Annotated in this window: 29 protein-coding genes and 2 pseudogenes; 28 read left to right on the top strand and 3 right to left on the bottom strand. The window is 59.5% G+C overall.

The genetic code is table 11. The features are described 5' to 3' along the window. Positions 1-18: 18 nt before the first annotated feature. From OKW98_RS16530 to OKW98_RS16465, 15 genes and pseudogenes are all read left to right on the top strand, one after another. Positions 19-369, top strand: a complete 351-nt coding sequence (locus OKW98_RS16530; protein ID WP_265385731.1) for a hypothetical protein — start codon at positions 19-21, stop codon at positions 367-369. Beyond that, entirely contained in the window at positions 366-869 is a 504-nt protein-coding gene (locus OKW98_RS16525; protein ID WP_265385730.1) for a DnaT-like ssDNA-binding protein, read from the top strand. The genes OKW98_RS16530 and OKW98_RS16525 overlap by 4 nt, the downstream gene beginning before the upstream one ends. Before the next feature lie 439 nt (positions 870-1,308). Further along, positions 1,309-1,677, top strand: a complete 369-nt coding sequence (locus tag OKW98_RS16520) for a hypothetical protein (protein WP_265385729.1) — start codon at positions 1,309-1,311, stop codon at positions 1,675-1,677. After that, positions 1,674-2,330: a hypothetical protein gene (locus OKW98_RS16515; RefSeq protein WP_265385728.1), complete on the top strand. Its 657-nt coding sequence runs from the start codon at positions 1,674-1,676 to the stop codon at positions 2,328-2,330. Before OKW98_RS16520 ends, OKW98_RS16515 begins: the two co-directional genes overlap by 4 nt. Beyond that, on the top strand, positions 2,327-2,737 hold the full coding sequence (locus OKW98_RS16510) for a phage tail terminator-like protein (protein ID WP_265385727.1): 411 nt from the start codon (positions 2,327-2,329) through the stop codon (positions 2,735-2,737). Before OKW98_RS16515 ends, OKW98_RS16510 begins: the two co-directional genes overlap by 4 nt. Positions 2,738-2,806: 69 nt before the next feature. Next, complete coding sequence (locus OKW98_RS16505) at positions 2,807-3,457, top strand: phage tail protein (RefSeq protein ID WP_265385726.1); 651 nt, start codon at positions 2,807-2,809, stop codon at positions 3,455-3,457. 3 nt (positions 3,458-3,460) lie between these two features. Further along, positions 3,461-3,853: a phage tail assembly chaperone gene (locus OKW98_RS16500; protein WP_265385725.1), complete on the top strand. Its 393-nt coding sequence runs from the start codon at positions 3,461-3,463 to the stop codon at positions 3,851-3,853. 17 nt (positions 3,854-3,870) lie between these two features. Beyond that, a complete protein-coding gene (locus OKW98_RS16495) occupies positions 3,871-4,164 on the top strand; it encodes a DUF1799 domain-containing protein (RefSeq protein WP_265385724.1) in 294 nt (97 codons plus the stop codon). A 10-nt stretch (positions 4,165-4,174) separates the two neighbouring features. Continuing rightward, positions 4,175-5,294: pseudogene (locus OKW98_RS27350) on the top strand (phage tail length tape measure family protein); the annotation flags it as partial. Between the two features lie 288 nt (positions 5,295-5,582). After that, positions 5,583-7,325: a phage tail tape measure protein gene (locus tag OKW98_RS16490; RefSeq protein WP_416148494.1), complete on the top strand. Its 1,743-nt coding sequence runs from the start codon at positions 5,583-5,585 to the stop codon at positions 7,323-7,325. A gap of 1 nt (position 7,326) precedes the next feature. Continuing rightward, positions 7,327-7,665, top strand: a complete 339-nt coding sequence (locus OKW98_RS16485) for a phage tail protein (protein WP_265385723.1) — start codon at positions 7,327-7,329, stop codon at positions 7,663-7,665. A 9-nt stretch (positions 7,666-7,674) separates the two neighbouring features. After that, entirely contained in the window at positions 7,675-8,424 is a 750-nt protein-coding gene (locus tag OKW98_RS16480; RefSeq protein WP_265385722.1) for a phage minor tail protein L, read from the top strand. A 1-nt stretch (position 8,425) separates the two neighbouring features. Beyond that, the gene (locus OKW98_RS16475) at positions 8,426-9,184 is read left to right on the top strand and encodes a C40 family peptidase (RefSeq protein WP_265385721.1); all 759 of its coding nucleotides are present in this window, start codon (positions 8,426-8,428) and stop codon (positions 9,182-9,184) included. Between the two features lie 245 nt (positions 9,185-9,429). After that, entirely contained in the window at positions 9,430-9,915 is a 486-nt protein-coding gene (locus OKW98_RS16470; RefSeq protein ID WP_265385720.1) for an ImmA/IrrE family metallo-endopeptidase, read from the top strand. After that, positions 9,912-10,331, top strand: a complete 420-nt coding sequence (locus tag OKW98_RS16465; protein ID WP_265385719.1) for a hypothetical protein — start codon at positions 9,912-9,914, stop codon at positions 10,329-10,331. The genes OKW98_RS16470 and OKW98_RS16465 overlap by 4 nt, the downstream gene beginning before the upstream one ends. Before the next feature lie 207 nt (positions 10,332-10,538). On the opposite strand, the gene OKW98_RS16460 is transcribed toward OKW98_RS16465, so the two are convergent. Next, positions 10,539-11,000 carry a hypothetical protein gene (locus OKW98_RS16460; protein ID WP_265385718.1) on the bottom strand — a complete coding sequence of 154 codons (462 nt, stop codon included), beginning with the start codon at positions 10,998-11,000 and terminating at the stop codon, positions 10,539-10,541. Positions 11,001-11,270: 270 nt separating this feature from the next. On the opposite strand from OKW98_RS16460, the gene OKW98_RS16455 reads away from it, so the two are divergent. The 11 genes from OKW98_RS16455 (at position 11,271) to OKW98_RS16400 (ending at position 20,381) form a co-directional block, all read left to right on the top strand. Then, positions 11,271-11,693, top strand: coding sequence for a hypothetical protein (locus OKW98_RS16455; RefSeq protein ID WP_265385717.1), 423 nt, complete (start codon positions 11,271-11,273; stop codon positions 11,691-11,693). Positions 11,694-11,805: 112 nt separating this feature from the next. Further along, positions 11,806-12,402, top strand: coding sequence for a tail assembly protein (locus OKW98_RS16450; RefSeq protein WP_265385716.1), 597 nt, complete (start codon positions 11,806-11,808; stop codon positions 12,400-12,402). A 59-nt stretch (positions 12,403-12,461) separates the two neighbouring features. After that, positions 12,462-12,704: a DUF4177 domain-containing protein gene (locus OKW98_RS16445; RefSeq protein WP_172612060.1), complete on the top strand. Its 243-nt coding sequence runs from the start codon at positions 12,462-12,464 to the stop codon at positions 12,702-12,704. Further along, the gene (yidD, locus tag OKW98_RS16440; protein WP_265385715.1) at positions 12,704-12,907 is read left to right on the top strand and encodes a membrane protein insertion efficiency factor YidD; all 204 of its coding nucleotides are present in this window, start codon (positions 12,704-12,706) and stop codon (positions 12,905-12,907) included. The genes OKW98_RS16445 and yidD overlap by 1 nt, the downstream gene beginning before the upstream one ends. Before the next feature lie 44 nt (positions 12,908-12,951). Further along, positions 12,952-16,515, top strand: a complete 3,564-nt coding sequence (locus OKW98_RS16435) for a host specificity protein J (RefSeq protein ID WP_265385714.1) — start codon at positions 12,952-12,954, stop codon at positions 16,513-16,515. A 320-nt stretch (positions 16,516-16,835) separates the two neighbouring features. Beyond that, positions 16,836-17,516 (top strand): hypothetical protein, encoded by a 681-nt coding sequence (locus tag OKW98_RS16425; RefSeq protein ID WP_265385713.1) that lies wholly within the window; start codon positions 16,836-16,838, stop codon positions 17,514-17,516. Between the two features lie 34 nt (positions 17,517-17,550). Then, positions 17,551-18,666 carry a phage tail protein gene (locus OKW98_RS16420; protein ID WP_265385712.1) on the top strand — a complete coding sequence of 372 codons (1,116 nt, stop codon included), beginning with the start codon at positions 17,551-17,553 and terminating at the stop codon, positions 18,664-18,666. Beyond that, a complete protein-coding gene (locus tag OKW98_RS16415) occupies positions 18,666-19,013 on the top strand; it encodes a hypothetical protein (RefSeq protein WP_265385711.1) in 348 nt (115 codons plus the stop codon). Before OKW98_RS16420 ends, OKW98_RS16415 begins: the two co-directional genes overlap by 1 nt. Further along, a complete protein-coding gene (locus tag OKW98_RS16410; protein WP_265385710.1) occupies positions 19,010-19,378 on the top strand; it encodes a phage tail protein in 369 nt (122 codons plus the stop codon). The genes OKW98_RS16415 and OKW98_RS16410 overlap by 4 nt, the downstream gene beginning before the upstream one ends. A gap of 62 nt (positions 19,379-19,440) precedes the next feature. After that, a complete protein-coding gene (locus OKW98_RS16405; protein WP_265385709.1) occupies positions 19,441-19,866 on the top strand; it encodes a cell wall hydrolase in 426 nt (141 codons plus the stop codon). After that, positions 19,863-20,381: a lysis system i-spanin subunit Rz gene (locus OKW98_RS16400; protein ID WP_265385708.1), complete on the top strand. Its 519-nt coding sequence runs from the start codon at positions 19,863-19,865 to the stop codon at positions 20,379-20,381. Before OKW98_RS16405 ends, OKW98_RS16400 begins: the two co-directional genes overlap by 4 nt. On the opposite strand, the gene OKW98_RS16395 is transcribed toward OKW98_RS16400, so the two are convergent. Together OKW98_RS16395 and OKW98_RS16390 are read right to left on the bottom strand one after the other, a co-directional pair. After that, entirely contained in the window at positions 20,378-20,740 is a 363-nt protein-coding gene (locus OKW98_RS16395; RefSeq protein WP_265389863.1) for a hypothetical protein, read from the bottom strand. The two genes, OKW98_RS16400 and OKW98_RS16395, sit on opposite strands and share 4 nt — an antisense overlap. Positions 20,741-20,831: 91 nt before the next feature. Next, positions 20,832-21,517, bottom strand: a pseudogene (locus OKW98_RS16390) (SOS response-associated peptidase); the annotation flags it as partial. A 98-nt stretch (positions 21,518-21,615) separates the two neighbouring features. On the opposite strand from OKW98_RS16390, the gene OKW98_RS16385 reads away from it, so the two are divergent. Continuing rightward, positions 21,616-21,912 carry a hypothetical protein gene (locus tag OKW98_RS16385; RefSeq protein ID WP_265385707.1) on the top strand — a complete coding sequence of 99 codons (297 nt, stop codon included), beginning with the start codon at positions 21,616-21,618 and terminating at the stop codon, positions 21,910-21,912. Positions 21,913-21,931: 19 nt separating this feature from the next. After that, complete coding sequence (locus OKW98_RS16380; protein ID WP_265385706.1) at positions 21,932-22,255, top strand: LexA family protein; 324 nt, start codon at positions 21,932-21,934, stop codon at positions 22,253-22,255. Positions 22,256-22,610: the final 355 nt, after the last annotated feature.

Below are 22,610 nucleotides of genomic sequence, written 5' to 3'. Positions count from 1 at the left end.
GCCGCATTGGAGCGCGTCATGGAACTCGTTTACACCTCACAAAAATCAAACTTCGACCCCGCCAAGCGCTACCGCAATCCGGAATACTTTGAACGGCCAGAAGCCGGTGTCGCGAAGGTGACGGTCATCGGCGACTGGCCTGCGGTGGCTGAAGCGTACAAGACCGCGAATGTCGAGGTCGCCATCGTGAAAACGGCGAAGCCGAAAAAGGCAGCTGCGAATAAGCCAGCCCTTAAACGCATTTTCACGGTCGCGGAGGTAGCGGATGGCAAGTGGCTGGTGAACGCCGATGGCAAGCCGTTCGGCTCCCCGTTTGAATCACAGGACTTAGCTCATGCGGAAGCAAAACGGCTGACTGAGGCGGAGTGATGCTCATCATTGAAGACGGCGCCGGTTTGCCGGACGCGGAGAGCTATGCCTCGGTGGCTGAACTGGTTGTCTACGCTGGAAAGTTTGGCGTGACACTACCGGTGGAGGAGGCTGCACAGGAGGCGCTTTTGCGCCGGGCCGCTTTGGTGATGGAGGGCATGGGCTGGAAGGGTAGTAAGACGTCGGGCGATCAGGCGCTGGCCTGGCCTCGGCGCGGTGTCGAGCTGGATCGGGAGATCAAACCCGACAACCACATCTCAGCCCGGATTAAGTGCGGCCAGATGGCACTGGCTGCAGAGATCCACGCTGACGATATCGACCCAATCGAGCAGCGAAAAGGCGCAGTGACTAAGGAGAAGGTGGATGGCGCTGTCGAGCGTGAGTACGCAACCACCAGCAGCACCAGTAACCGACTGTTGCCCGCTGCGCCGGATCGGCCCAGTGCCACGCAGTTTGCGGACTACCTGCTTAGGCGCGGGCTGTTTGCTGTAAGGGTTTGATTCCAATCCGCGATTGACCGGGCGTCAGCCGCGGGTGATTCTGGCATCGCTTCCGGAAACAAGTAGGGCAGCGCAGCTTGCTGCTGAAATTCCGAAGCATCCCTCAGATAACTCAAGGCGTTATGCTCATGATCGAAAGCACTTCGAAGTTCAAGCTCAAGGACATTATTTTCAACGACGGACGGTAGCTTTGCTATAGCTGTCGGGAAATGGGACGGTATTGAGGGCACGAGTATTGCGTGTCGATGGCACGACGAGGGTATTGGCTACCCTCAGACATTCGGCAAGCCTCAGTGGATGCTTATGCCCAGCAGCACAAAGGTCGACATCCTTGACGCATTCAGTCCCGGCGTGAAAAAGCTCAACTTATCGTTCGGTTAACTGCCCGCACTTAAGAGAGCCCAGCCCCCGCGCTGGGCTTTTTACATATGGAGCCCCCATGGCCTTCTACGACGAGATGGCCTTGATGGCTCTCGACCTCATCACCGAGTTCGGTCAGCCAGTCACCCTCCGCGACACCATCAAAGGCGAGTACGACCCCGCCACTGGTAGTACCGGCCCAGACAAGATCATCGAGCGCGCCGCCCACGGCATCCTGCTCGATTTCACCGGTCAGGAATTCCAGACCAACAATCTCATCACCGCCGGCGACAAAAAGCTGAAAATCGCCGCGAGCGGCCTCAATGCGCCGCCAACGCTCCTCAGCAAAGCGATCATTCAGGGCAAGACCTGGTCGATCATCCCCCCGCTGAAAGAGATCAACCCGGCCGGCACGCCTCTGTTGTATGAACTGCAGGTGCGCTCGTGAGCGGCGCAGGTAGTGGGCGGTCCGGTAGCTTTGCCTTGAGCCTCGCCCGGTTCGCTCAGCAGGCCAATGAGGCCATCAACGCCAGCCTGCGCGAGATCATCATCGAAGTCGGCAACAGCGTCATCCGCATGTCCCCGGTTGGTAACCCGGAGATCTGGGCCGCCAACGTCGCGCACCGCGAACAGAACACGCGCGCCGCCGATGACTACGACTTCAAAGTGGCGGTGCGCAACACCGTCATCAATCTGGACGACAGCAACTTCACCAGGTCCGGCAAGCTCCGCAGAGGCGTCAAGTACGCCAAGCCGCTCACCAAGGCGGAGAGGGTGCAGAACTTCAACGTGAACGGATTGGTCGCCGGCCGGGGCTACGTCGGCGGGCGTTTTCGTGGCAACTGGATGTTCAGCATCGGCAGCCCGGACAACACCACGACTGATGACGTCGACCCGAGCGGGCGCAACGCTTCGGCGCGCATCGTGAATGGCGCGCTCGAGTTCAAAGCGGGAGAGACGGCCTACATCACCAACTCACTGCCCTATGCCATTCCGCTGGAATACGGCCACTCAACCCAGGCGCCGGGCGGCATGGTGCGCATCACCGTCGCGCGCTTTCAGCAGATCGTGCTGGAGGCCATCAGGAACAATCAGCTATGAGCCACAAAATCATTCGCTCGCTGTTCGAGCAACGCCTTGCCGCGTGGGCCGGCGCGCGCAATCTGCGCATCGCCTATCAGGGCGTAAGCTTCAGTCCCTCACCCGATGAAACCTACCTCGCGGCTATCACGCTGCCTGCCGGCACGAGCGCCAACACGCTGGCCGGCGACCACCGCGTCTATACCGGCGTGTTTCAAGTCAACATCATCACGCCCGCCGGCAACGGCGCCGGTGATGCGGAAGGACTGGCGGACGAGCTCGCCGATCTGTTTCCCGTGTACCTGCGCCTGAGCCAAGCCGACTTCAGGGTCATGGTGCTGACCCCCGTTGAGCCGGGCCCTGCCGTCCAGGCTGACAACACGCTCGCCGTGTCCGCGTCGTTCCAGTACCGGGCCGACGCCGACTAATCGCCCATGGGGCACATCTCAACCTCGCCGCGTGCGGGGTTTTTCATTTCTGCACGAGGATAAAACCCAATGAGCGCGATTCTTCCCAACGGCGCGATCTTCGAGATTGCCGCCACAAACAGCCCGCCGACAGACTTCACCGCGATTACCAACGCCAAACCGCCGGAGGTCACTGCGCCCGGCCACGGATTCAAGGACGGAGACGTGCTGGTTGTGACGTCCGGCTGGACCCGTCTCAACGACAAGGTCGTACGTGTCGCAGCCTCCACCGATGACGCCCTCACGCTGGAAGGCATCGACACCACGAAAACCACTGTGTACACAGCCGGGTCGGGCATCGGTGCGGTTCGAGCGGCAACCGGGTGGGCGCAAATCAGCCAGGTCACCGACAACAACAGTTCGGGCGGGGAACAGCAGTTTGCGACGTTCGGTTTTCTGGAAGAGTCGGACGATCGCCAGCTGCCAACCACCAAGAACCCCATCACCCTGACCCTTACCGTCGCCGATGACGATAGCCTGCCGTACGTGGCACCTGTCGAGGCTGCGGATGACGATCGCGAGCCGCGCGTGCTTCGTTTGACCCTGCCGAACGGTGCGACCATTTACTACAACGCCTACGTGTCGATCACGCCGACCCCGACGCTCACCCGCAACAACGTCATGGCTCGGGTCATCACTCTGTCGTTGGCGTCCCGCCCGACGCGTTACAAGGGGGCTTGATCCATGGCCACCAGGTTCAAGATTGCCCAAGCCGCGACGTTCAAAGCGGACGTCGAGATCCCCCGCGTCGGTGGCACCACGATCAAGGTGTCATTCGAGTTCAGATACCGCGATCGCAAAGCATTGGCGAAGCTGTTTGCCGGCTGGCAGCAGGCCGCAGAGCGTGATCAAGAGCGCTTCAAGCAGAAGGGCGACGAGGTCACGTTGATCGACATCACCGACGCCCACATCGAGCGACAGATCGAGCAGGTCAGCGAGTTGGTCGTGGGCTGGGGCTTCGACGACTCGTTCACGCCTGACGCGGTTCGCGCACTGGTGGAGACCTCCGCCGGCGCCGGCGATGCCATCGTCACGGCTTACCAGAATGCTTTCGCGGTAGCCCGCCTGGGAAACTGAGAACGGTCGCGCGCCTGATGTACGAGGCCGGGCCATCCGACGCCGATCTTGCGGCTTTCGGGCTGACGCGCGCCGATGTTCCGGATGAAGAGTTCGGGGTCTTTCCCGATGCCTGGCCGGCCTTCGTGACGTTCAACGCGCTGTCCACACAATGGCGCACCGGCTTCGGCGGCGCCGTTGGCCTGGACTACGGCGTCATCGGCGACGTGGCCACCTTCCTCGGCTTCAGCAAAAAACAGACGGCGACGCTTTTTCCGGACCTTCAGGTGATGGAGGCCGAGGCGTTGCTCGTCATGAGCGAATCGAAATAGCGGAGCACGCATGTCGGGAACAATCGCTGAACTGGGTATCGCGGTTGACTCCGGTGATGCCCTCCAGGCCGCGACCGATCTGGATAAATTGACGGAGGCCGGCAACAAGGCCGAGAAAGCCGCCGACGACGTCACTGCCGGCTTCAAAAAGACTGCCGATGCGGCAGACAAGCTGGCCGAAGCCGAGGCCCGGGCGGCGCAGGCGACGGCTGATGCGAAGGCGCGACTGATCGAGACCGCCACTGCGTCGCTGAAGAACAGCGAGTATTACCAGCGGCTGACCACCAGCGTGACTGGCACTGCTACCGCGATGGACGCGAGTCGAGATTCGACCGCGAGCCTGGCTGCGCTGCAAAAGCGCCTTCAGGCCGAATCGGACGCGCTGGTAGGCACCAACCAACAGGCCGCCCGGTCGGCCAAAGACGCCGCTGCCGCCACGGGTGTTCAGGCTGAAGGATTGCAGGCGCTGTTGGGCAAGATCAGCCCGGCCATGGCTGCACTGCAAAAGCTCGATGACCAGCAAGAGCAACTGAACAAACATCGCAAGGCCGGGACCATTGGCGAGGACGAGTTCAAGACTTATTCGGCCGACATTGATGCCGCGCGGCAGAGGATCAAAGGGCTGGGCGATGAAACCTCGACGTTCAGCCTCAAGACCAAACGTGCGCGGGAAAGTGTGCTCCAGTTGGGCAACGCGTTGGCGGAGGGCGACTTCCGTGTTGCGGCGCACAACTTACTGGAAATTGGCACAAGCGCCGGTGCTTCAGCCTTGCGCCTGGCCGGCATGCTCGCGCCCATCGCTGCAGTGGGCGGAGTGGTGGCTACGCTGGGCATTGCCTACTACAAGGGTGCTGAAGAGGCCAACCAGTTCAATCAGTCACTGATCACGACCGGCCATGCGGCGGGTCAGTGCGGGGCAGCTGGGCGCGCTCGCTCGGCAGGTCAGCGCAATCGTGGGCACCACCGGCGCCGCGGCCGAAGTGCTTGCCACGCTGGCGGGCAATGGCAAGATCGCAGGGGAAAGTTTCGGCGCGATCACCCAGGCCGCTGTCGGCATGCAGGAGGCGACCGGCGCCGCAGTCAACGAGACCGTCGCCGAGTTTGTGAAGCTGGCAGACGACCCGGTCAAAGCCTCCGCCGCGCTTAACGAGCAATACCACTATCTGACGGCCTCCGTTTACTCGCAGATTGCCGCGCTGGAAGAGCAGGGCGACCACGCCGGCGCCGTCAAACTTGCGACCGAGCAGTACGCAGACGCGATCAACGAGCGTACCCCTAAGATCCTCGAGAACCTGAGCATCTGGGAGCGCGCCTACCTGAAGGTGGCAAAGGCCGCCGACACGCTAAAAAATCTCGGCCGGCGGGACCTCGACTCGGATATCCAGAACGCAAAGGCGAGTCTTCTCGAAGCGCAGAGCATGGATGGTCTGTTTCAGTCCAAAACGTCCAAGGATGCCCTTGTCGAGTTTCGCCAATCCCAGCTCAATTACCTGGTCCTGCAGCGCGATGCCGAGGCCTCCCGGACCGAATACCTGGGCAAACAAGCGAAGCTGGAGCAGGACTCAATCGCTGCGATGGGCAAGGTCGATGCCCTGACGAAATCATCGCTGACGAACGAGCAACGGCGCACCGAGGCCCTGCAGGAATACAAGAAGTCGCTCGACGCCATCCGTGAGACGGATCCGAACGACCCGCGGCTGGCGCAGTCGGCGATCGACAAGAACGTCGCTTATCTCAACGGACAGTACAAAGACCCGAAAGCCCAGGCCACTCAGCCGGACCTGACCGGGTTCAACGATGCTCAGAACCGCCTGAAGTCGATCACCGGTTACTACCAGAACCTGGGGAAAGAACTGGAAGCGGCGCAGAAGGCCGGCCTGGTGTCTGCGGAGTCTTACAGCAGCAAGCGTATCGCGATCGCCGAGCAGCAAAAGGGCGACGTGACGGCGGCGTATGAAGCCGAGATCGCCGCCCTTGAGTCAGCACGCGGGAAATCCTCGACCACCGCTCAGCAGCGCATCCAGCTGGACCAGAAGATCGCCGACGCTCGCACCAATATGGTCAAGGCTCAGAAGGATGCGGACTCCCACCTCACGGTCCTGGCGACCAAGGAGGAAGGCAGGCTGGCGAAGCAAACGCGCTCGGTCGATGCCTACGTTCAGGCGCTGGGACAGCAGCAAAAAGCGCTCGCGCTCGCGGGTCAACGCGCCGTCGTAGGTGTGGGCCGCGGCGATCGCCAGAACGCGCTGGACGGTGAGCTGAACAGCCAGCAAGACCGGTTCGCCCAGCAGGCGCTGGCTTTGGAGAATCAACGGTCCGATCCCTCTCGCGCCATGTCGGACGATGAGTACGCGAAGAAGTCTCAGGCCCTGGCTGACGCCAACAAAAAAGCCACTGACCAGATCCGCCAGAACTACGCCGATGTCGAAGCCGCGCAGGGCGACTGGACCAAGGGCGCCACGTCAGCCTGGGAAAACTACCTCGACAGCGCCCGGAACGTTGCCGGGCAGACCAAGAGTCTGTTCACCAATGCCTTCAGCGCCATGGAAGACGCAGTGGTCAACTTCGCGCTGACCGGCAAGCTGTCGTTCTCGGACTTCGCCAAGTCCATCCTCGCCGACATGGCGCGCATCGCGACCCGGCAGGCGGCGTCCTCGCTGCTCGGCTCATTGGTCGGGGCCGGAATGAGTTACCTCAGCGGCGGCGCGGGCGGCGCGGGCGCTCAATCGCTGGGAGCCAGCCAAGCCGGGTATTCATCGGCTTATTTTCCCCAGGCCAAGGGCGGCGCTTGGTTGGATGGCGTGCAGATGTTCGCCAAGGGCGGAGCGTTCAGCAACGGCATTGTCAGCTCACCAACCGCGTTCGGCATGGCTGGCGGCGGCAAAGGCGTCATGGGCGAAGCGGGCCCGGAAGCCATCGTGCCCTTGACCAGAACCAGCAGTGGCGCGCTCGGGATTCGCTCAGTCGGCGGGGGCGGGTCAACGATCCAGATCAACGCGCCGGTCAGCGTGGTCACCGATGACCGCAGCTCGGAAGGTATGGAGCTGGATCAGACCGCGCTTGCGCAGAACCTTCAGACACAAATCAAACAGGCCGCCGAGAAGGCCGTCGCCGATTCCTGGCGGCCCGGCGGCGTGAGCTTCCGGCAGTCGAGGACCTAACATGGCCATTGAGACGTTCACCTGGCCGACCCAGTTTGGCGATACGCCGGACATCAGCTGGCGCACCCGCAAATCCCAGTTCGGCAATGGCTACAAGCAGGTTGCGGGCGATGGCCCGAACAACAAGGAACAGTCGTTCCCGATCACGCACACAGGCACCAAAGCGACCACCGCGAAAATCATGGCGTTTCTCAGCCGTCACGGCGGCGCCAAAGCGTTCTTGTGGACCAACCCTCTCGGCGAGCTCGGGCTTTACACCTGCGAAAAGGCCGCGCCAACGCCCATCGGCGGCGGCCAGTTCAAGGTCACCGCCACATTCGAGCAAGCCTTCCACCCTTGAGGAATCAACATGCCCTTGATCAGCGACCTGCAGGTGCTGGAACCTGGCAGCGAGGTGCTGCTGTTTGAGCTGGACGGTTCGGACTACGGGGCGGACGTTCTGCGCTTCCACGGCCATTCCATTCCGCACAGTCCCGAAGAGTTACAGGCGGCCGGCGTCGATGCCGATCAGCTTCCCGCGAAGTCGATCTGGTGGCAGGGCGAGGAGTACGGCGCCTGGCCAATGCAGATTGACGGCATAGAGGCGAACGGCGACGGCACCGCCGTGCGCCCGACGCTCTCCGTCGGCAACGTCAACGGACGGATCACCGCGCTGTGTCTCGCTTTCGACGACCTGCTCCAGTTCAAGCTGACCATGCGCCACACCCTGGCGCGCTACATCGATGCGGCGAACTTCCCGGCCGGCAACGCCGAGGCCGATCCCACCCAGGAATCGATTGAGGTCTGGTACATCGACCAGAAGGTCAACGAGGATGGCGAGACAGTTTCGTGGGAGTTGGCCAGCCCGGGTGATGTGGGTGGCGAGTCGATCGGACGGCAGATGACCACGCTGTGCCACTGGTGCCTGACCGGGGGATATCGCGGACCTGACTGCGGCTACACCGGTCCGTACTTCGATATGGACGGCAAACCCACGGATAACCCTGAGCACGACGAGTGCAACGGCCTGCTTACCACCGGCTGCGAGCCGCGCTGGGGCGCGAACAACGAACTTCCCTTCGGCGGCTTCCCGGCCGTCTCACTCATCGCCCGGAGCTGACATGCGCCAACACATCCTCAAGGCGGTGCAGGCGCATGCGGCTGCCGAATACCCGCGCGAGTGCTGCGGCGTGCTTGCGGCGGTCGGCCGGGGGTATCGGTATATCGCCTGCCAGAACACGGCGACGGACCCGAACGAAGAGTTCCGGATCGCGCCGGAGGACTACGCGGCGGCCGAGGACATAGGCGAGGTGATCGGCATCGTTCACTCGCACCCCGATGCGACCAGCCGGCCGTCGCCGCGCGACCTGGCGATGTGCGAGGCCACGGAGTTGCCTTGGCACATCCTCAGTTGGCCGGAGGGGGACTGGCGCACGATCGTCCCCACCGGAAATACGCCGCTGCTGGGCCGGCCGTTTGTGCATGGGGCTTGGGATTGCTGGCAGGTTTGTGCTGACTGGTACAAGCGCGAATGGGGGCTGGAGTTTCAGGATTTCAAGCGTGAGGACGGTTGGTGGGAGCAGGCGGATGGGCCGAGTCTTTATGAGCAGGCTTACGAGGCGGCGGGGTTTGAGCGTGTGGGTTCGCCGCAGCGCGGCGACATGATCGTGATGGAAGTAGGGCGGACGAAGCACCCGAACCATGCTGGCATCTATCTAGGGGCCGATGCGGCCTTGCCTGGCGAACCTGCTGATGTTCACGGCGCCGGGCCGTTTATGCTCCATCACATGTACGGCAGGCCGTCGGAGATCGTCGTGTTTGGCGGGCCATGGCATGACAGAACACGCCTGATCCTCAGGCAAAAGAAAGCAAAGCGTTGAGCAGCAGCAAGGCCGAAGGATAGAAACATGCGGCATCGAAAATTCCATGCTACGCGTGAAGATAGATCGTGAGTAGCTGGCGTCGCTGAGCCTCGCTCTTAGGGAGAATCTGCTAGCCGGGTGACCAGCGCGGACGGATCTACAATTGCACCGGTTTTGTGTCAAGTCTAATTTGACAGCCCCACTTGACTTCGGCAGACTCGCGCCTCATTTTTGAGTAACAGTTCAGCGAATCAGGAGGCCGTATGGAGCATCGCACTGCAAACGACGTCCTTCAGTCTCATTGGGATGGTCAGCTCCCTGTGAACCCATTCGTAATTGCTCGAAAAATGGGTATCGAGGTCAAAGCCTCCCAACCGTTCGGCTCGGGACGAATACTAGCATCGGGCGAGTGTGGTCATTATTCCTATCGCGAGGGAAGGCCGCTGATTGTGTATAGCTCTCTAGATCCTGACGTGCGGAAACGTTTTACGGTGGCCCACGAGATTGGCCATCACGTATATGGTGATCTAGATGCACCCCGTGATACGTCAACACATTTCAGTGCCCGCTCTCACGATCCTAAGGAAGTGGCTGCTAATAAGTTCGCAGCTGCTCTGCTTATGCCTGCGGCACTTGTCAAGCACATGGTCCTTGAGCAAAGGGTCACTGACATTTCGAGGCTTGCCAGAGCATTTGGAGTTTCAACTGCTGCTATGGAATTTAGGTTAAAGGCAATTGGTCTTCTATGATCGATAATAGTGATGATTTGGCCGGCGGCGAGGTAGAGAATCCGGGGTTAATCAGCGATTACCTGAGAAAAGAAGCTTGGCGTTTCCGGTGGGAAAAGAGGTTGACCACTGTAACCATCGTCTTAGTTTTAGTTTTCTACTTAGCCTTACTTGCGTTTGTGTTCATAGGTAACATTCGTGTAACGGTCGGATTTTGGTATTTCTTTTCCTCAGTCAGGCCCCACACCACTGGCGACATACCTATTGTCGTCTCGCTTTCTACTGTCCCGACATTGCTTTTGATCGCGTTATTGCGGTATTTCCATCACCGGCCCAAGCCAGAGCAAGACGACGATTTAGCGCCTCTTCCTTTGAGTGCTGAGATGATGAAAGAGGTCATCAAGGCAACGGCGGACGCGGTCAAAGGATCTAAATGACGGGTTGAGCTCACGACCTTCGAGTTTGACCATTACGGTTGATGGTCTCGGTTGCAGATTGCACAAAACATTTACCTGTGTACTTGATCAAGCCGCATCACGGATCTTGACGCTTGTATCTATGAAGGGCTTAGATCACACCTGCAGCCTTGGTATGACTAAAAACGAATAGAGCGGCTATGGAAAATAAGCTTTTTCGAATCGCGTCTAGTATAACCCGCGCCTTGATTGGCGAATCAATTTCCTGCTTTTCATAACATCATCTAAGCGGGATGAACTGGTAAGCCAGGCAAATTCAAACAGAAGAGCGGGGATTGCAAGAACCAGTCCTATCAAGACTGTCATGGAGTAGCTGCGCTGAATTTCCATCGGCAGATTGATGATCGCAGCTATCGTCGCAACCCCCGTCGTAATAAAGAGGACTAGGAGGGCCGAACTTAGAGTGATCTGTCGATTGATGGCCACGCTATCAAATCTAATTGCCTTGATCCGCTTCAAACGCTGACACTTTCTGTTGCGGTAGATCGATCGAATCCTTCCTTGGGCGCCAACCATTAGACGCTTCAATCCGAGTCGACAACTTCTGTAGAGGAACGGCATGACCGCCCCCATTACTGCTGCAACAGCAGTGCTCAGCCACCATTGCGGATTTATCACCCATCCGTCCATGAAAATTTCTCCATCGGCTTTGAAAGCGGAGGAGGATACCCGAACCGGTCGGATATTCCAGACTTCATCGACCCGGAGCGACCTCGGTTTTAAAAAACCGAGACATCATAGATTCGAACCGCCTGGTTAGGTCCTACGGCCAATGCAATTTGTAGGAATTAGTCGTAGACCCAGGTTTCTATGGCTTCGCGAGCAGCCGCGGCTATTTTTCTCGCAAGGCCGACGGCGTAAAATCCTTGCTCGGAAATTACAGAGCAACGGAGTTGCAAAATGCGCTTAACCCCCCTCAAAGCCTCACTCCTCGCTATCGCCGCGTTAGCCACAACCGGCTGCGCGAGCATCATCAGTGAGTCGAAATACCCGGTCGCCATCCACTCAAGCCCCTCAGGGGCGTCCTATAAAATCACTGATCAAAACGGTTTTCAGATTCATGCGGGACAGACGCCAGACCAAATCATGCTGGATTCGGGAGCAGGCTATTTCGATGGCGAGGCCTACACCGTCACCTACCGCAAGGATGGCTACGCGCCGAGCACGCAAATGCTCAACTCCGGCATCGACGGTTGGTACTGGGGGAACATCGTTTTTGGAGGGATCATCGGGATGCTGATTGTCGATCCGGCAACCGGGGCCATGTTCTCGCTACCAGAACGGGTCAGTGCTGAGCTGACCCCGACGCCGATCAAGTCGTAACTGCGATATCACCCCGTTCATTCGGTATTTGTACGCCGGGAGGAAGCTGCCTCTGCTCATGCTCACTACTCATTCAACCGCCTCCGGGCGGTTTTTTCTGCCTGGAGAAATCATGCGCGCTGCACCGAGTCAGCATTCCCCATTGACCACTATCTTGCTGTCAGGATCGCTGGCAAAAAAATTCGGCCGAGTCCACAAACGGCTGATTGAGTCAGGTCAGGTCTGGGAAGCCTTCAAGGCGTTAAGAGCCACACTGGACGGGTTCGACGCTGAAATCAAACGCCTCGACCGGCTAGGAATGCGCTTCGCCATTTTCCGTAACCGCAGGAACGAGTCCGCTGACAGCTTCGAGCTCGGCGGCACCCGCGAGCTTCGCATCGTCCCGGTGGTTTCGGGGAGCAAGCGCGCCGGGATTCTTCAGACGATCATTGGAGCAGTGATATTCGTCGCGTCGTTCTACGTGCCCGGCATGCAAGGCTGGGGACACCAATTGGGTGCGGCTCTGATGATGGGAGGGGTGATGCAGATGCTCAGCCCTCAGTCGTCCGGGTTAAAACAAAGTGGCGCCCCCGAAAATCTGCCGTCCTACGCGTTTGGCTCTGCCAAAAACACCACCGCCAGCGGCAACCCCGTTCCGATCTGCATCGGCCGGCGGCGCTGGGGCGGCGCGATCATCAGCGCGAGCATTTACGCCGAAGACAAAGTTTGAGTGTCAGCAGATTTACGCTGATAGGATTGCGCCTCCAAATCACTCGTAAGGATGCCGAAGTGTTCGTATATAAAATGGTGCAGGTTCCGCCAAACGTAGAAGTCCAGGCGAAGAATCAAAAAGGGAATGAGGCTGCTGCTTATCTACAGAATGTTGTGAATCAGCATGCAGGGGATGGGTGGGAGTTTTATCGAATTGACACGATCGGAGTGGCAGTACAACCAGGATGTTTTGCAGGACTCTTCGGACAAAAAGCTGAGCTTTCTCAATATTATGTAATTTCTTTCCGGCGACCTGGTTAATGGCGCGGTTGTCTGTAGCGGTAATTCACGCCTACCAGCGCTTTGCTCCACACCGCCTCAGATCCGCCTGCCGATATGAGCCTTCCTGCTCTAATTACGCAATATTGGCGATTGAAAAATACGGTGCGGTAAAGGGGTGGAAACTGGCTCTGAATCGCATCTGTCGATGCAAAGTCCCCTACGGGGGGACCGACTACCCATAAATTGAAACCCGCTCCAGCGGGTTTTTTTACGCCTGGAGAAAAGCATGGGCGCAGCCGCAAGAATTGACATCACCGGCGCCAAGGGCGGCAGCAGCAGCCCCAAAGCGCCCATCGAAGCAGCCGACAGCCTGCGCTCCACCAATCTGGCCAAGCTCCTGATCGCTGTCGGCGAGGGCGAATTCGACGGTGTGCCGACTGCGGCCGACATCTACCTGGATAACACGCCGATCAATGACGCCAGCGGCAACGTCAACTTCCCGAACGTGAAGTGGGAATGGCGCAGCGGCGCGGTCGATCAGAGCTACATCCCCGGCATCCCATCGGTTGAAAACGAAACCACCATCAACGTCGAGCTGCGCAGCGACACCGCGTGGGTGCGCTCGCTCAATAACATCCAGCTCTCGGCGGTTCGCCTGCGTTTCGCGTGGCCGGCGCTCCAGCGGCAGGATGACAGCGGCAATGTCGGCGGGTACCGGATCGAATACGCGGTCGATGTCTCCACGGACGGCGGCGCCTATCACCAGGTGCTGGAGGAGGCGGTCGACGGCAAGACCACCACCCGGTACGAGCGTTCTCGACGGATCGATCTGCCGGCGGCAACATCCGGCTGGCAGATCCGCGTCCGTCGCCTGACGCCGAACCAGAACACCAACAAGATCGCCGACACGATGTTGATCGCGGGTTACACCGAAGTCATCGACGCGAAGCTGCGATATCCGAACACCGCGCTGCTGTACCTCGAATTCGATGCAGAGCAGTTCACCAACATCCCGGCGGTGACGGTCGACTGCAACGCCCGCAAGTGGCAGGTGCCGAGCAACTACGATCCTGTGTCGCGGACATACGCCGGCGTCTGGGACGGCACGTTCAAGTCAGCCTGGACCAACAACCCCGCGTGGATCACCTACGGAATCTGCGTTCAAGACCGTTTCGGCCTTGGGCGGCGGATCAAACCGTGGATGGTCGACAAGTGGGAGCTTTTCCGCATCGCGCAGTATTGCGATCAGCTGGTACCGGACGGCGCCGGCGGGCAGGAACCACGCTTCCTCTGCGACATGAACCTGCAGGGCAAAGCCGAGGCGTGGACGCTGCTGCGGGACATCTCGGCCATTTATCGGGGCATGACGTACTGGGCCGAGGGCCAGATCGTGATGCAGGCGGACATGCCGCGCGCGCAGGACTTCGATTACGTCTTCACGCGCGCTAACGTGATCGACAGCAAGTTCTCGTACGGTAGCGCCTCTTCACAGACTCGTTACACCCGGGCGATCGTCAGCTTCGACAACCCGGCGAACAATTACGACACCGACGTCACTGCGTATTCTGATCCCGCGCTGCAGCGGCGTTTCGGTGACAAGCCTGTCGAGATCAGCGCGATCGGCTGCACCCGGGCGTCGGAGGCTCAGCGCCGCGGCAAGTGGGTGGTGATGAGCAACAACCAGGACCGGACTGTCACGTTCAAGACGGGCATGGAAGGCGAGATCCCGCTGCCTGGCTACATCATCCCGATTGCAGACTCGTTGCTGGCCGGGCGCGAAGTCGGTGGGCGTATCTCGGCTGGCGCTGGCCGCATTGTGACACTGGACCGTGATACACAAGCCAAGCCCGGCGACCGGCTGATCATCAATCTGCCGAGCGGCAAGGCGGAAGGGCGCACGGTGAATTCTGTGGCCGGCCGCGCCATCACCGTGACGACGGCCTACAGCGAGACCCCGACCCCACAGCTGCAATGGGCGCTGGACGCCGATGATCTCGCCATCCCGCTATACCGCGTGCTTAGCAGAAAGCGCACGGTCGAGGGCGACTACGAAATCGCGGCGCTGCAGTTCGAGCCCAGCAAGTTCGCATTCATCGACACCGGCGCCAGGCTGGAGGAGCGGCCGATCAGCGTCATCCCGATCACCGTCGTTCCGGCGCCGGCAAGCGTCGCGCTGGCGTCGAACACCGCGATCGCCCAAGGCCTTGCTGTTACCACCATGACGGTTACGTGGCCGGCGGTCGCCGGCGCGGTCGGGTACGACGTCGAGTGGCGCAAGGACAGCGGCAACTGGATCAAAGTGCAGCGCACGGGCTCGACGAGCATCGATATCGTCGGCATTTACGCGGGCTCGTACCTTGCCCGGGTGCGGGCGATCAGCGCCTATGACATCTCCTCGATCTGGCGGACTTCGGTCCTGACGCAACTCAACGGCAAGGAAGGGTTGCCGCCGGCGGTGACGTCGCTGACAGCAGCGCCGCTGATTTTCGGTATTCAGCTCAGTTGGGCGTTTCCGCCCGGAGCGGAAGACACCCAGCGCACCGAGATCTGGTACGGCCCCACGACAGACCTTGCTACGGCCACCAAACTCACCGATCTGGCCTATCCGCAGTCGGCGTACAGCATGCAAGGGCTGTTGGGCGGTGTGACGTTCTTCTTCTGGGCGAGGCTCGTCGACCGCACGGGCAACATCGGACCGTGGTACCCGGCCGGGCTTGGCGTGATGGGGCAGAGCAGCTCCGAGGCAGGGCCGATTCTCGACATGATCGCAGGGCAGATTGGCGAATCTGAGCTGGGTCAGGACCTGCAGGACCAGATCGACAAGATTGATGATTTGCAGGGCCAGATTGATGCGCTGGATGGCCTCAAAGCGTATGACCCTGATCGAACCTACGAAAAGGGCGAGATGGTCGTGGACGGGGGGCGCATCTACCAGGCCAGCGACGCTGTACCCTTGGAAACTCCACCGCCCGATCCGACGCACTGGATGGACGTGGGCGGGAGTATCGAAACCGCAAACGGCCTGGCACAGCAGGTCGCGAGCAACACCACTGAAATCACCGAACTTGACGGTGTCGTCACAGCGCAGGCGAGCAGCTTGCAGGCGCTGCGCGCGGCGGCTCGCGATGACAACGCTGAAGGGGATCTCACCGACGCCTTGGGCGGCTGGATCAGCACGGCGAGTATCGTCACCGAGTCGAAAGTGGCGGCCAGCGCGAATTCAGCCATGGCGAAAACCGTCACCCAGCTGACCGCGACCGTCGGCGACAACACGGCCCAAGTCACCAACTTGCAGCAGGTAGTCACAGATAACCAGTCAGCAACGGCGACCGCGATTCAGCAGCTCACCGCGTCGGTGGGGAACAACTCATCCGCGATCGAGCAAACCAGCGAGGCCGTTGCAACGCTCGACGGCCAAGTCTCCGCGTCCTACACCGTGAAGTTGCAGGTCAACGCTAACGGGCAGTATGTGATGGCCGGTATCGGCATTGGGATCGAGAACACCGAGGCGGGACTGCAAAGCCAGATCCTGATGTCAGCGGACCGGTTTGCGCTGGTCAACAGTCTGGCGGGTGGCGGGATCTCAACGCCGTTCGTTGCTCAGGGAGGCCAGCTTTTTCTTGGCCCGACGTTCATTCAGGACGGCACGATCACCAACGCGAAGATCGGCAGTTTCATTAGCTCGACCAACTACATCGCGGGGCAGCAGGGCTGGATTCTCAACAAAGACGGCACATTGGAAATCAACGGCATCGTGCCCGGACAAGGGCGGCTGGTGATCAATGCGCAAAACGTGTCGGTCTACGACGTCAACAACGTACTACGCGTGCGTCTCGGATATCTGGGGTAGCCAATGCCTTATGGAATGCGCATATGGGGCCCCGAGGGCGCCCTGCAACTGGACGAAAACTCTTTCACTTTGCGGGTGGTGCTTTCACAGGTGGTTACCTTCACCGGGACGCGGCAGGTCCAGACCTTTTCGGTACCGGGGTGCGGCCCGGACAATGCCAGCGCCGTCGTCATCCCCATCGGGAATTACGGTGAGTATGACCGTCAGTTCGAGGTTGCGATGGGGGCAGGTGTCGTGGAGGTCGCGAACTGGATGCGGAACTGGAGCCCCGGCACCTTCACCGCTACAGGGTCCATGCGCCTATTGGTAATGAGGTTTCGATGAGTTTCGGACTGAGCTTTAGCAATAACCAAAATACGGTGGTCCTCGATTCAGAGTTCTCCAGGTTGTGCATCATTTCAAGCGGACACTACTCGCCGACACAAGAGTCCGGACGCGGCTCAGTGACCGTTTTTCCCCGAGCAGTGACGTCGCAAGAACCGCCCCTGGTCTTCATCCGCCCTGACACATCGGGCGTCATGGGCGCAGCGGGGCAGATGTTTCTGACGGGCTCGCCTGGCAACTGGACGGGGTTTTACGTCCGAACGTACAGCAACAAAACCGCGCCTCCGAACGGCCGGTACTTCGTGGCGGCCTTCGCGGCACAACCCGTCGCAACTTATGGGATGAGACTGTGGGATGGGCAGAGCAAGCTGCTGTATGACACCGGAACGCCTACAGCGCTGTTCACCCGGGCTTTCACCAACTGGACGTACATAAAATCAGAGCAGTCGGATACAACTTCTTACTCCAATTACTACCGGGTGGATTTCGAGTTTCCAGAAAATGAATACCTGATGATCAACTCATTTGGCATGAACTTGCTCGCTGGAAGCACAGTTGGCCGAACCTTGTTTTCACTGTGGGATTTTGCGGGCGGCAACATGTGGGCGATCACTCAAGCGTTCGTTAACCCACGCGATTTTCACCTCCCGGCCGTATTCGCAAAGATGGCGGCTTAGCCGCGCCAATCACCTATTTCTAAAGGATTGTCATATGCCCTGGTACAAGGCCGGGACGGTTTCGGTCGTCCAAAATTCGAACACCGTTACCGGAACTGGAACCGCGTTTATTGCCAACAGTCGGGTGGGGGATGCGTTCCTGGGCCCTGATGGCTGCTGGTATGAAGTGACCAACATCGCCAGCGATACCGCGATGGCGATATCACCGAACTACCTGGGAGTCACAACCAGTGCCGGCACGTACGCCGTGGTGCCCATACAGGGGTATCCCAAAGCGCTCGCAGATGCCTTCAACGGTTTGAATAATGAGTTCGGAGCAACATTGGCTGCGCTCGGGACGACCGGTAATTACGACATCTTGCCCATGAGTAAGGGCGGTACTGAGGCTTCAAATGCTGAGGATTCCAGGACGAATCTGGGTCTTGGGGAGGTTGCAACGGAAAACATCCTCCCGATCGAAAAAGGCGGTACCGGAGCGACGACGGACGCCAGTGCGCTGGAGGCGCTGGGCGGAGTAAGACTAAGCGCTGCAAACGCTTCTGCTGGAACGGCATTTTGCTCAGGTGCGCCGCCTGGCATCGCGGAGATCAGCTCATCCGGTAACGACAGTAATACCGCCCTCCGAATCGCCAACGACGGTAATAACGGAGCGTCGTCGGTCATGACATTTATTCGGGACGGGACTTTTGCAGTCCACGTCGGAATAGACACTGACAACAAATTCAAGCTCGGCGGATTTTCAATGGGCGCCGTTGCGCGGACCTTTTTCCATGAGGGGAATGCTGTCGGGACAGTTTCTCAATCCGGCGGAATTCCTACCGGAGCGATTATTGAATCCGGCTCAACGGGCAATGGGTCCTACATCAAGTACCTCGACGGCACCATGATTTGCCGGCATGGCATTGCCTTTCCCTCGCTTCCTCCAAACGCAGCAGTCGCAGCTGCCTGGTATTTTCCAGCAGCGTTTATAGGACAGCCAACATGCGTTACCGCCGCAGGATCGGTAACCGGTAACGGCGGTTTTTTGAACGCTGCGCAGGATGTCGCAGGAACAGGGACACAAACAGCGATAGCCGTCGGGAACTCCCACCCGTCCGCCACTATTAGCTCGCCATACGTACATCTCATCGCCATTGGCAGGTGGTTTTAATGGTTATAAATCTCTCCCCCCAGCGCCTTGATGCCACGCTTGAAGTCTTCAGGTCGGGTTCAGTTCTGATCATCAACGGCGAGGCCTTTGACTTCACACCCATGGCTGACGGCGACACTCTTCCTGCTGAAGCTATCAGCTGCGATTGGATCATAGGCGACGTCCATAACGTCGATGGCGAGTTGGAGCTGACGCTTCTCTTGCCGCTTCCCGAAAATTACAGCCAGGCGCAGGCGTTTCCTTTGCCTCTGCTGGATGTGCCCGACGGGCCGGTCAAACTTCCGGAGCCTTTACCGCAGCGGCGTGAAGAGTTTGCAGCTCCGGACTTACAGAGGGGCGAAGCATGAGCACCATTGACTGGTCAAAACTGATTACGCGGAAGATGAAAGCCGCTGCTGCGGCAGCTCAGGCATTCGCCGCAGCGAAGGTGATTTTAGTAAGTCGCAACGCGGCGGCTTCCGAACAGATTCGGCGTGTTCAGGATCGGATTGATACTCTCGGCTACGGCATCGATATCGGCGCAGCCACCGAGCAAGACGAGGTCGAGCTGGCCGCCTTGACGCTCAGCCTCAAGGCCTGGAAGAGCTATAAGTTTGCGCTCGGCAAGGTCGCTACTCAGGCGACGTGGCCATCGGCACCGAACTGGCCCGCTGTCCCGGCCGCGCCTGAGATTGCCGCCGATCCATTAGCCTTGGCGCCCAACGCCGTCTGACCCGTCGCACACAGCAACGCAACCCGCCATTGAGCGGGGTTTTTTTTGCCTGGAGAGAAGTGATGACCGTTACGGAGCAAGATCGTGATGTGCTGGCGCGCACGCTGTGGGGAGAGGCGCGTGGGGAAGGAATAAATGGGATGGTGGCCGTGGCCTGGACGATCCGAAATCGAGTGGAGGATGCCAAGGATCGATCGTGGTGGGGCGAGGGTTATTCCGGCGTTTGCCAGAGGCCGTATCAGTTCAGCTGCTGGAACTCGAACGACCCGAATTACCCGTATCTCAGCGGCGCCAAGCAGATCCCCACCGCCGAGTTCGCCAAATGTCAGCTTGCTGCGCAGCAGGTCATCGAGGGGGCTGAGCCTGATCCAACTGGCGGCGCGACCCACTACTACTCGACGTATATGCCCAAACCTCCGACGTGGGTGGCTGGGTCGAATCGGACGCTGCGGCTTGGCCGCCACATCTTCTTCAAGGACGTGCCGTGACCGAAGCCCAGTTGAAGCTGATCGGCGTCGCCGTTGCTGCTGCAGCCCTGTTCGCGGCGGGCGCAACCGTCGCCTGGATCTGGCAGGCCAATGCATACGGCACGGTCATCGCCGCGAACGAAGCCAGCCGTCAGGCTGATCTTGCCTCTATCGCAAGCGCTGGAGCAGAACAAGCTCGCACGGCGCTCGCCAAACAGCAGGACGCCGAGCAGCGCCTCGCCGCTTTAGATCGGACCGCAACTGAAGAGAAGGTAAAAACCAATGCGGAAAACGAAACTCTGCGCCGGGCTGTTGCTGATGGCGCTCGCCGGCTGCGCATCGCGGGAAGTTGTGGTTCCGGTGGCGGGAACGTGTCCAAGGCCACCAGCGCCTCCGGCGTGGGTGATGCAGGCTCCGTCGAACTCTCTGCAGCAGCTGGACGATCTGTTTTCGATATCCGCGCCGGGATCATTGGTGATCAAGCAGCCCTGAGAGCGGCGCAGGACTACATTCGAACGGCCTGCACTGCACACTAATCACCGACGCCGTTGGCGTCGTGGTCGTGGTCGATTCTGCCGGTCTCATGACTGCTGCCTCTGCGTTTTGAGTAGAGGCCCATGAAAATGGCTGCCAGTACAAAAGCGCCCAAGGCTAACGGAATCGCATATCTCATCGGTATCCTCATCAGTTGCTCGCCTATCAACACGCAAGCCACCATGAGCGTCCAGCTAAGCGTCACCGCTGGCGCAGCCGCCAAGAAGAAAAGGTAAACAATCGCCGCCAATATCCAGAAGAACTTCAAAAACAACCCGAGACCCAGCAAAACGACAAGAAATGCCCAGCCCCCGCCAGAGTTGGGGAGGTTGTAAATGTGTTTTACGAAGACGATTTTCAAGTCCGCTCATTCCTTGATCGCTAAGGCTCAGAATTCTGGCAGGTCTCTGCATTGGCAGCCTAAAAATCTTCGGTTGCTGGTCTCCTTCCGCCGGAAGGGTCAACCGCGCCCCCTGATTCCTCACATTCCCCACGTCTTTGCTCACCTCGAACCAGGTGAATTGCTCGGTAGGCCTGCAGCATTCCTTCGCGATTTCGCCGGCGCGCTCTGGCGTGGTCTCTGGATCAATCCATTCCCGAGCATGCTCGTGCTCAGCACCACAGGCCGCCGATCGTGAATTTCGTCCATCCCCCGATCGCTGTCGGCGGTGATGATCACGAAGCCGTCCTGCGGGTCTGGCTCAAGCCCCTGATGTACTTCCGCCAGCGCGGCGAAGAACATTGGGCCTTCCTCTTTAAGCCTGATGAAGTAGGGCTACTTTTTCTTCGAGTCTCTCGGATCTTTCACCCATTCAAACCAGCCGTTCGCCGGGGCCAGCTCCCGGCCGTTCGGCCAAAGCTGCTTGAAGTACTTCGCTGTCATAACCGTTTCGACCCTGGCATTGATCGGCGCCGCACGCTTCCCTTCACCTTTCACCCAGAACGGCGACCATCCCCAACGCACCTTGTCCACACTCAAGCCGCCTTCCGCTGGCCTGATGATCTCGACGCGAGTCATCGGCGCGACGTTGTATCGCTCGATCGGCCGAAGGTCGTATCCATTGATCACCAGCTGCTCTGGAGCAAGCTCCTTGAGGTAGTGGTCCATCGGCTCGTAGATCGAGTAGCGTCCGCACATGAGGTCACCTGTCGCAAACTGGCTTATACAGTGTTGACCGCAATCGTCCCGCTTAGTTAACTGTACGCATATACAGTATCAAGAAGCGAAGCCTCCCCATGTACGTCCTCATCACTCCGCGCCGCCAGATGGGCGTCGCCGTACCGAAAGACCAGCTCAGCAGGATCCCGCCGTTCAGAGGCGACGTGCAGATCGTTGAGTCCCAGTGCTCCGCGCTTGGCCGCATCACCCGGGAAGCCTTCATCTTGAACAGCGTCGGCCACGCGCGGGATGCTTTGCCACGGCTTTTGGATGCCAGCGTGACGAGCATGGGTACCCAGGGTCTGATTATTTCCGGCATCGAGCAGGTGGAGGAGGCGTTCTACTTCCAGTCGTGGTGGTGCCGCTTTGAATAACGACATGGTTCCTGACCACTTGGACATTTCGCTGGACCAACTCCTGAACATTCGCGCGCCTGGCACCTATCTAGTGAAGGTTGAAGGGGACAGCATGGAGGGTGCGGGTATCTTTTGTGGTGATCTGCTCATCGTAGACAAGGGGATCGACGCCAAGGCAGGCCAAGTCATCATCGGCGTCGTCAACCAGCAGCCTCTGGTCAAGTACCTTGCCTTTGTGAGCTGTCACACGGTGCTGCGCTCGGCGAACCGAAAATACCCCGACCGCTTCATAATGGAAGGAGACGACTTCGATATCTGGGGAGTGGTCACGCACAGCATCCGAGACCATGCGAAGAATTGAGCATGTACGTCAAAGAGCATGAACTGAAAATCAGGAATAACCCGCTCGAGCATTAGGCGCGACGCGAGTACGCAGTCGACCACCGGACTGGCGAGACGGCCGGCCATGCCAAAGCATTGCAGCGGCTCGGATTCATCGACGAGTAGGAGTTACGGGAACGCTCGAGTACGCCGATGCGGGGTCCTCTCAATGTTTCGGGGGATCTCGCCTACCGGAATTGGCTGGGGATTGGTGAAGCGGGAAAAAATGGGGGCAGTGAACATCTGCGGGACGCCGGGGAGGGGGGCAAATAGTCCAGCGAAAGCGAAACAGTACATCCATCAGTACAGCAAAACACTGGATGTCCAATATAGCC

It is taken from the genome of Pseudomonas sp. KU26590 (assembly GCF_026153515.1).
Lineage (GTDB): Bacteria > Pseudomonadota > Gammaproteobacteria > Pseudomonadales > Pseudomonadaceae > Aquipseudomonas.
Note: the sequence above shows the minus strand (reverse complement) of the source record. Positions and strands in the feature narration are given on the sequence as shown.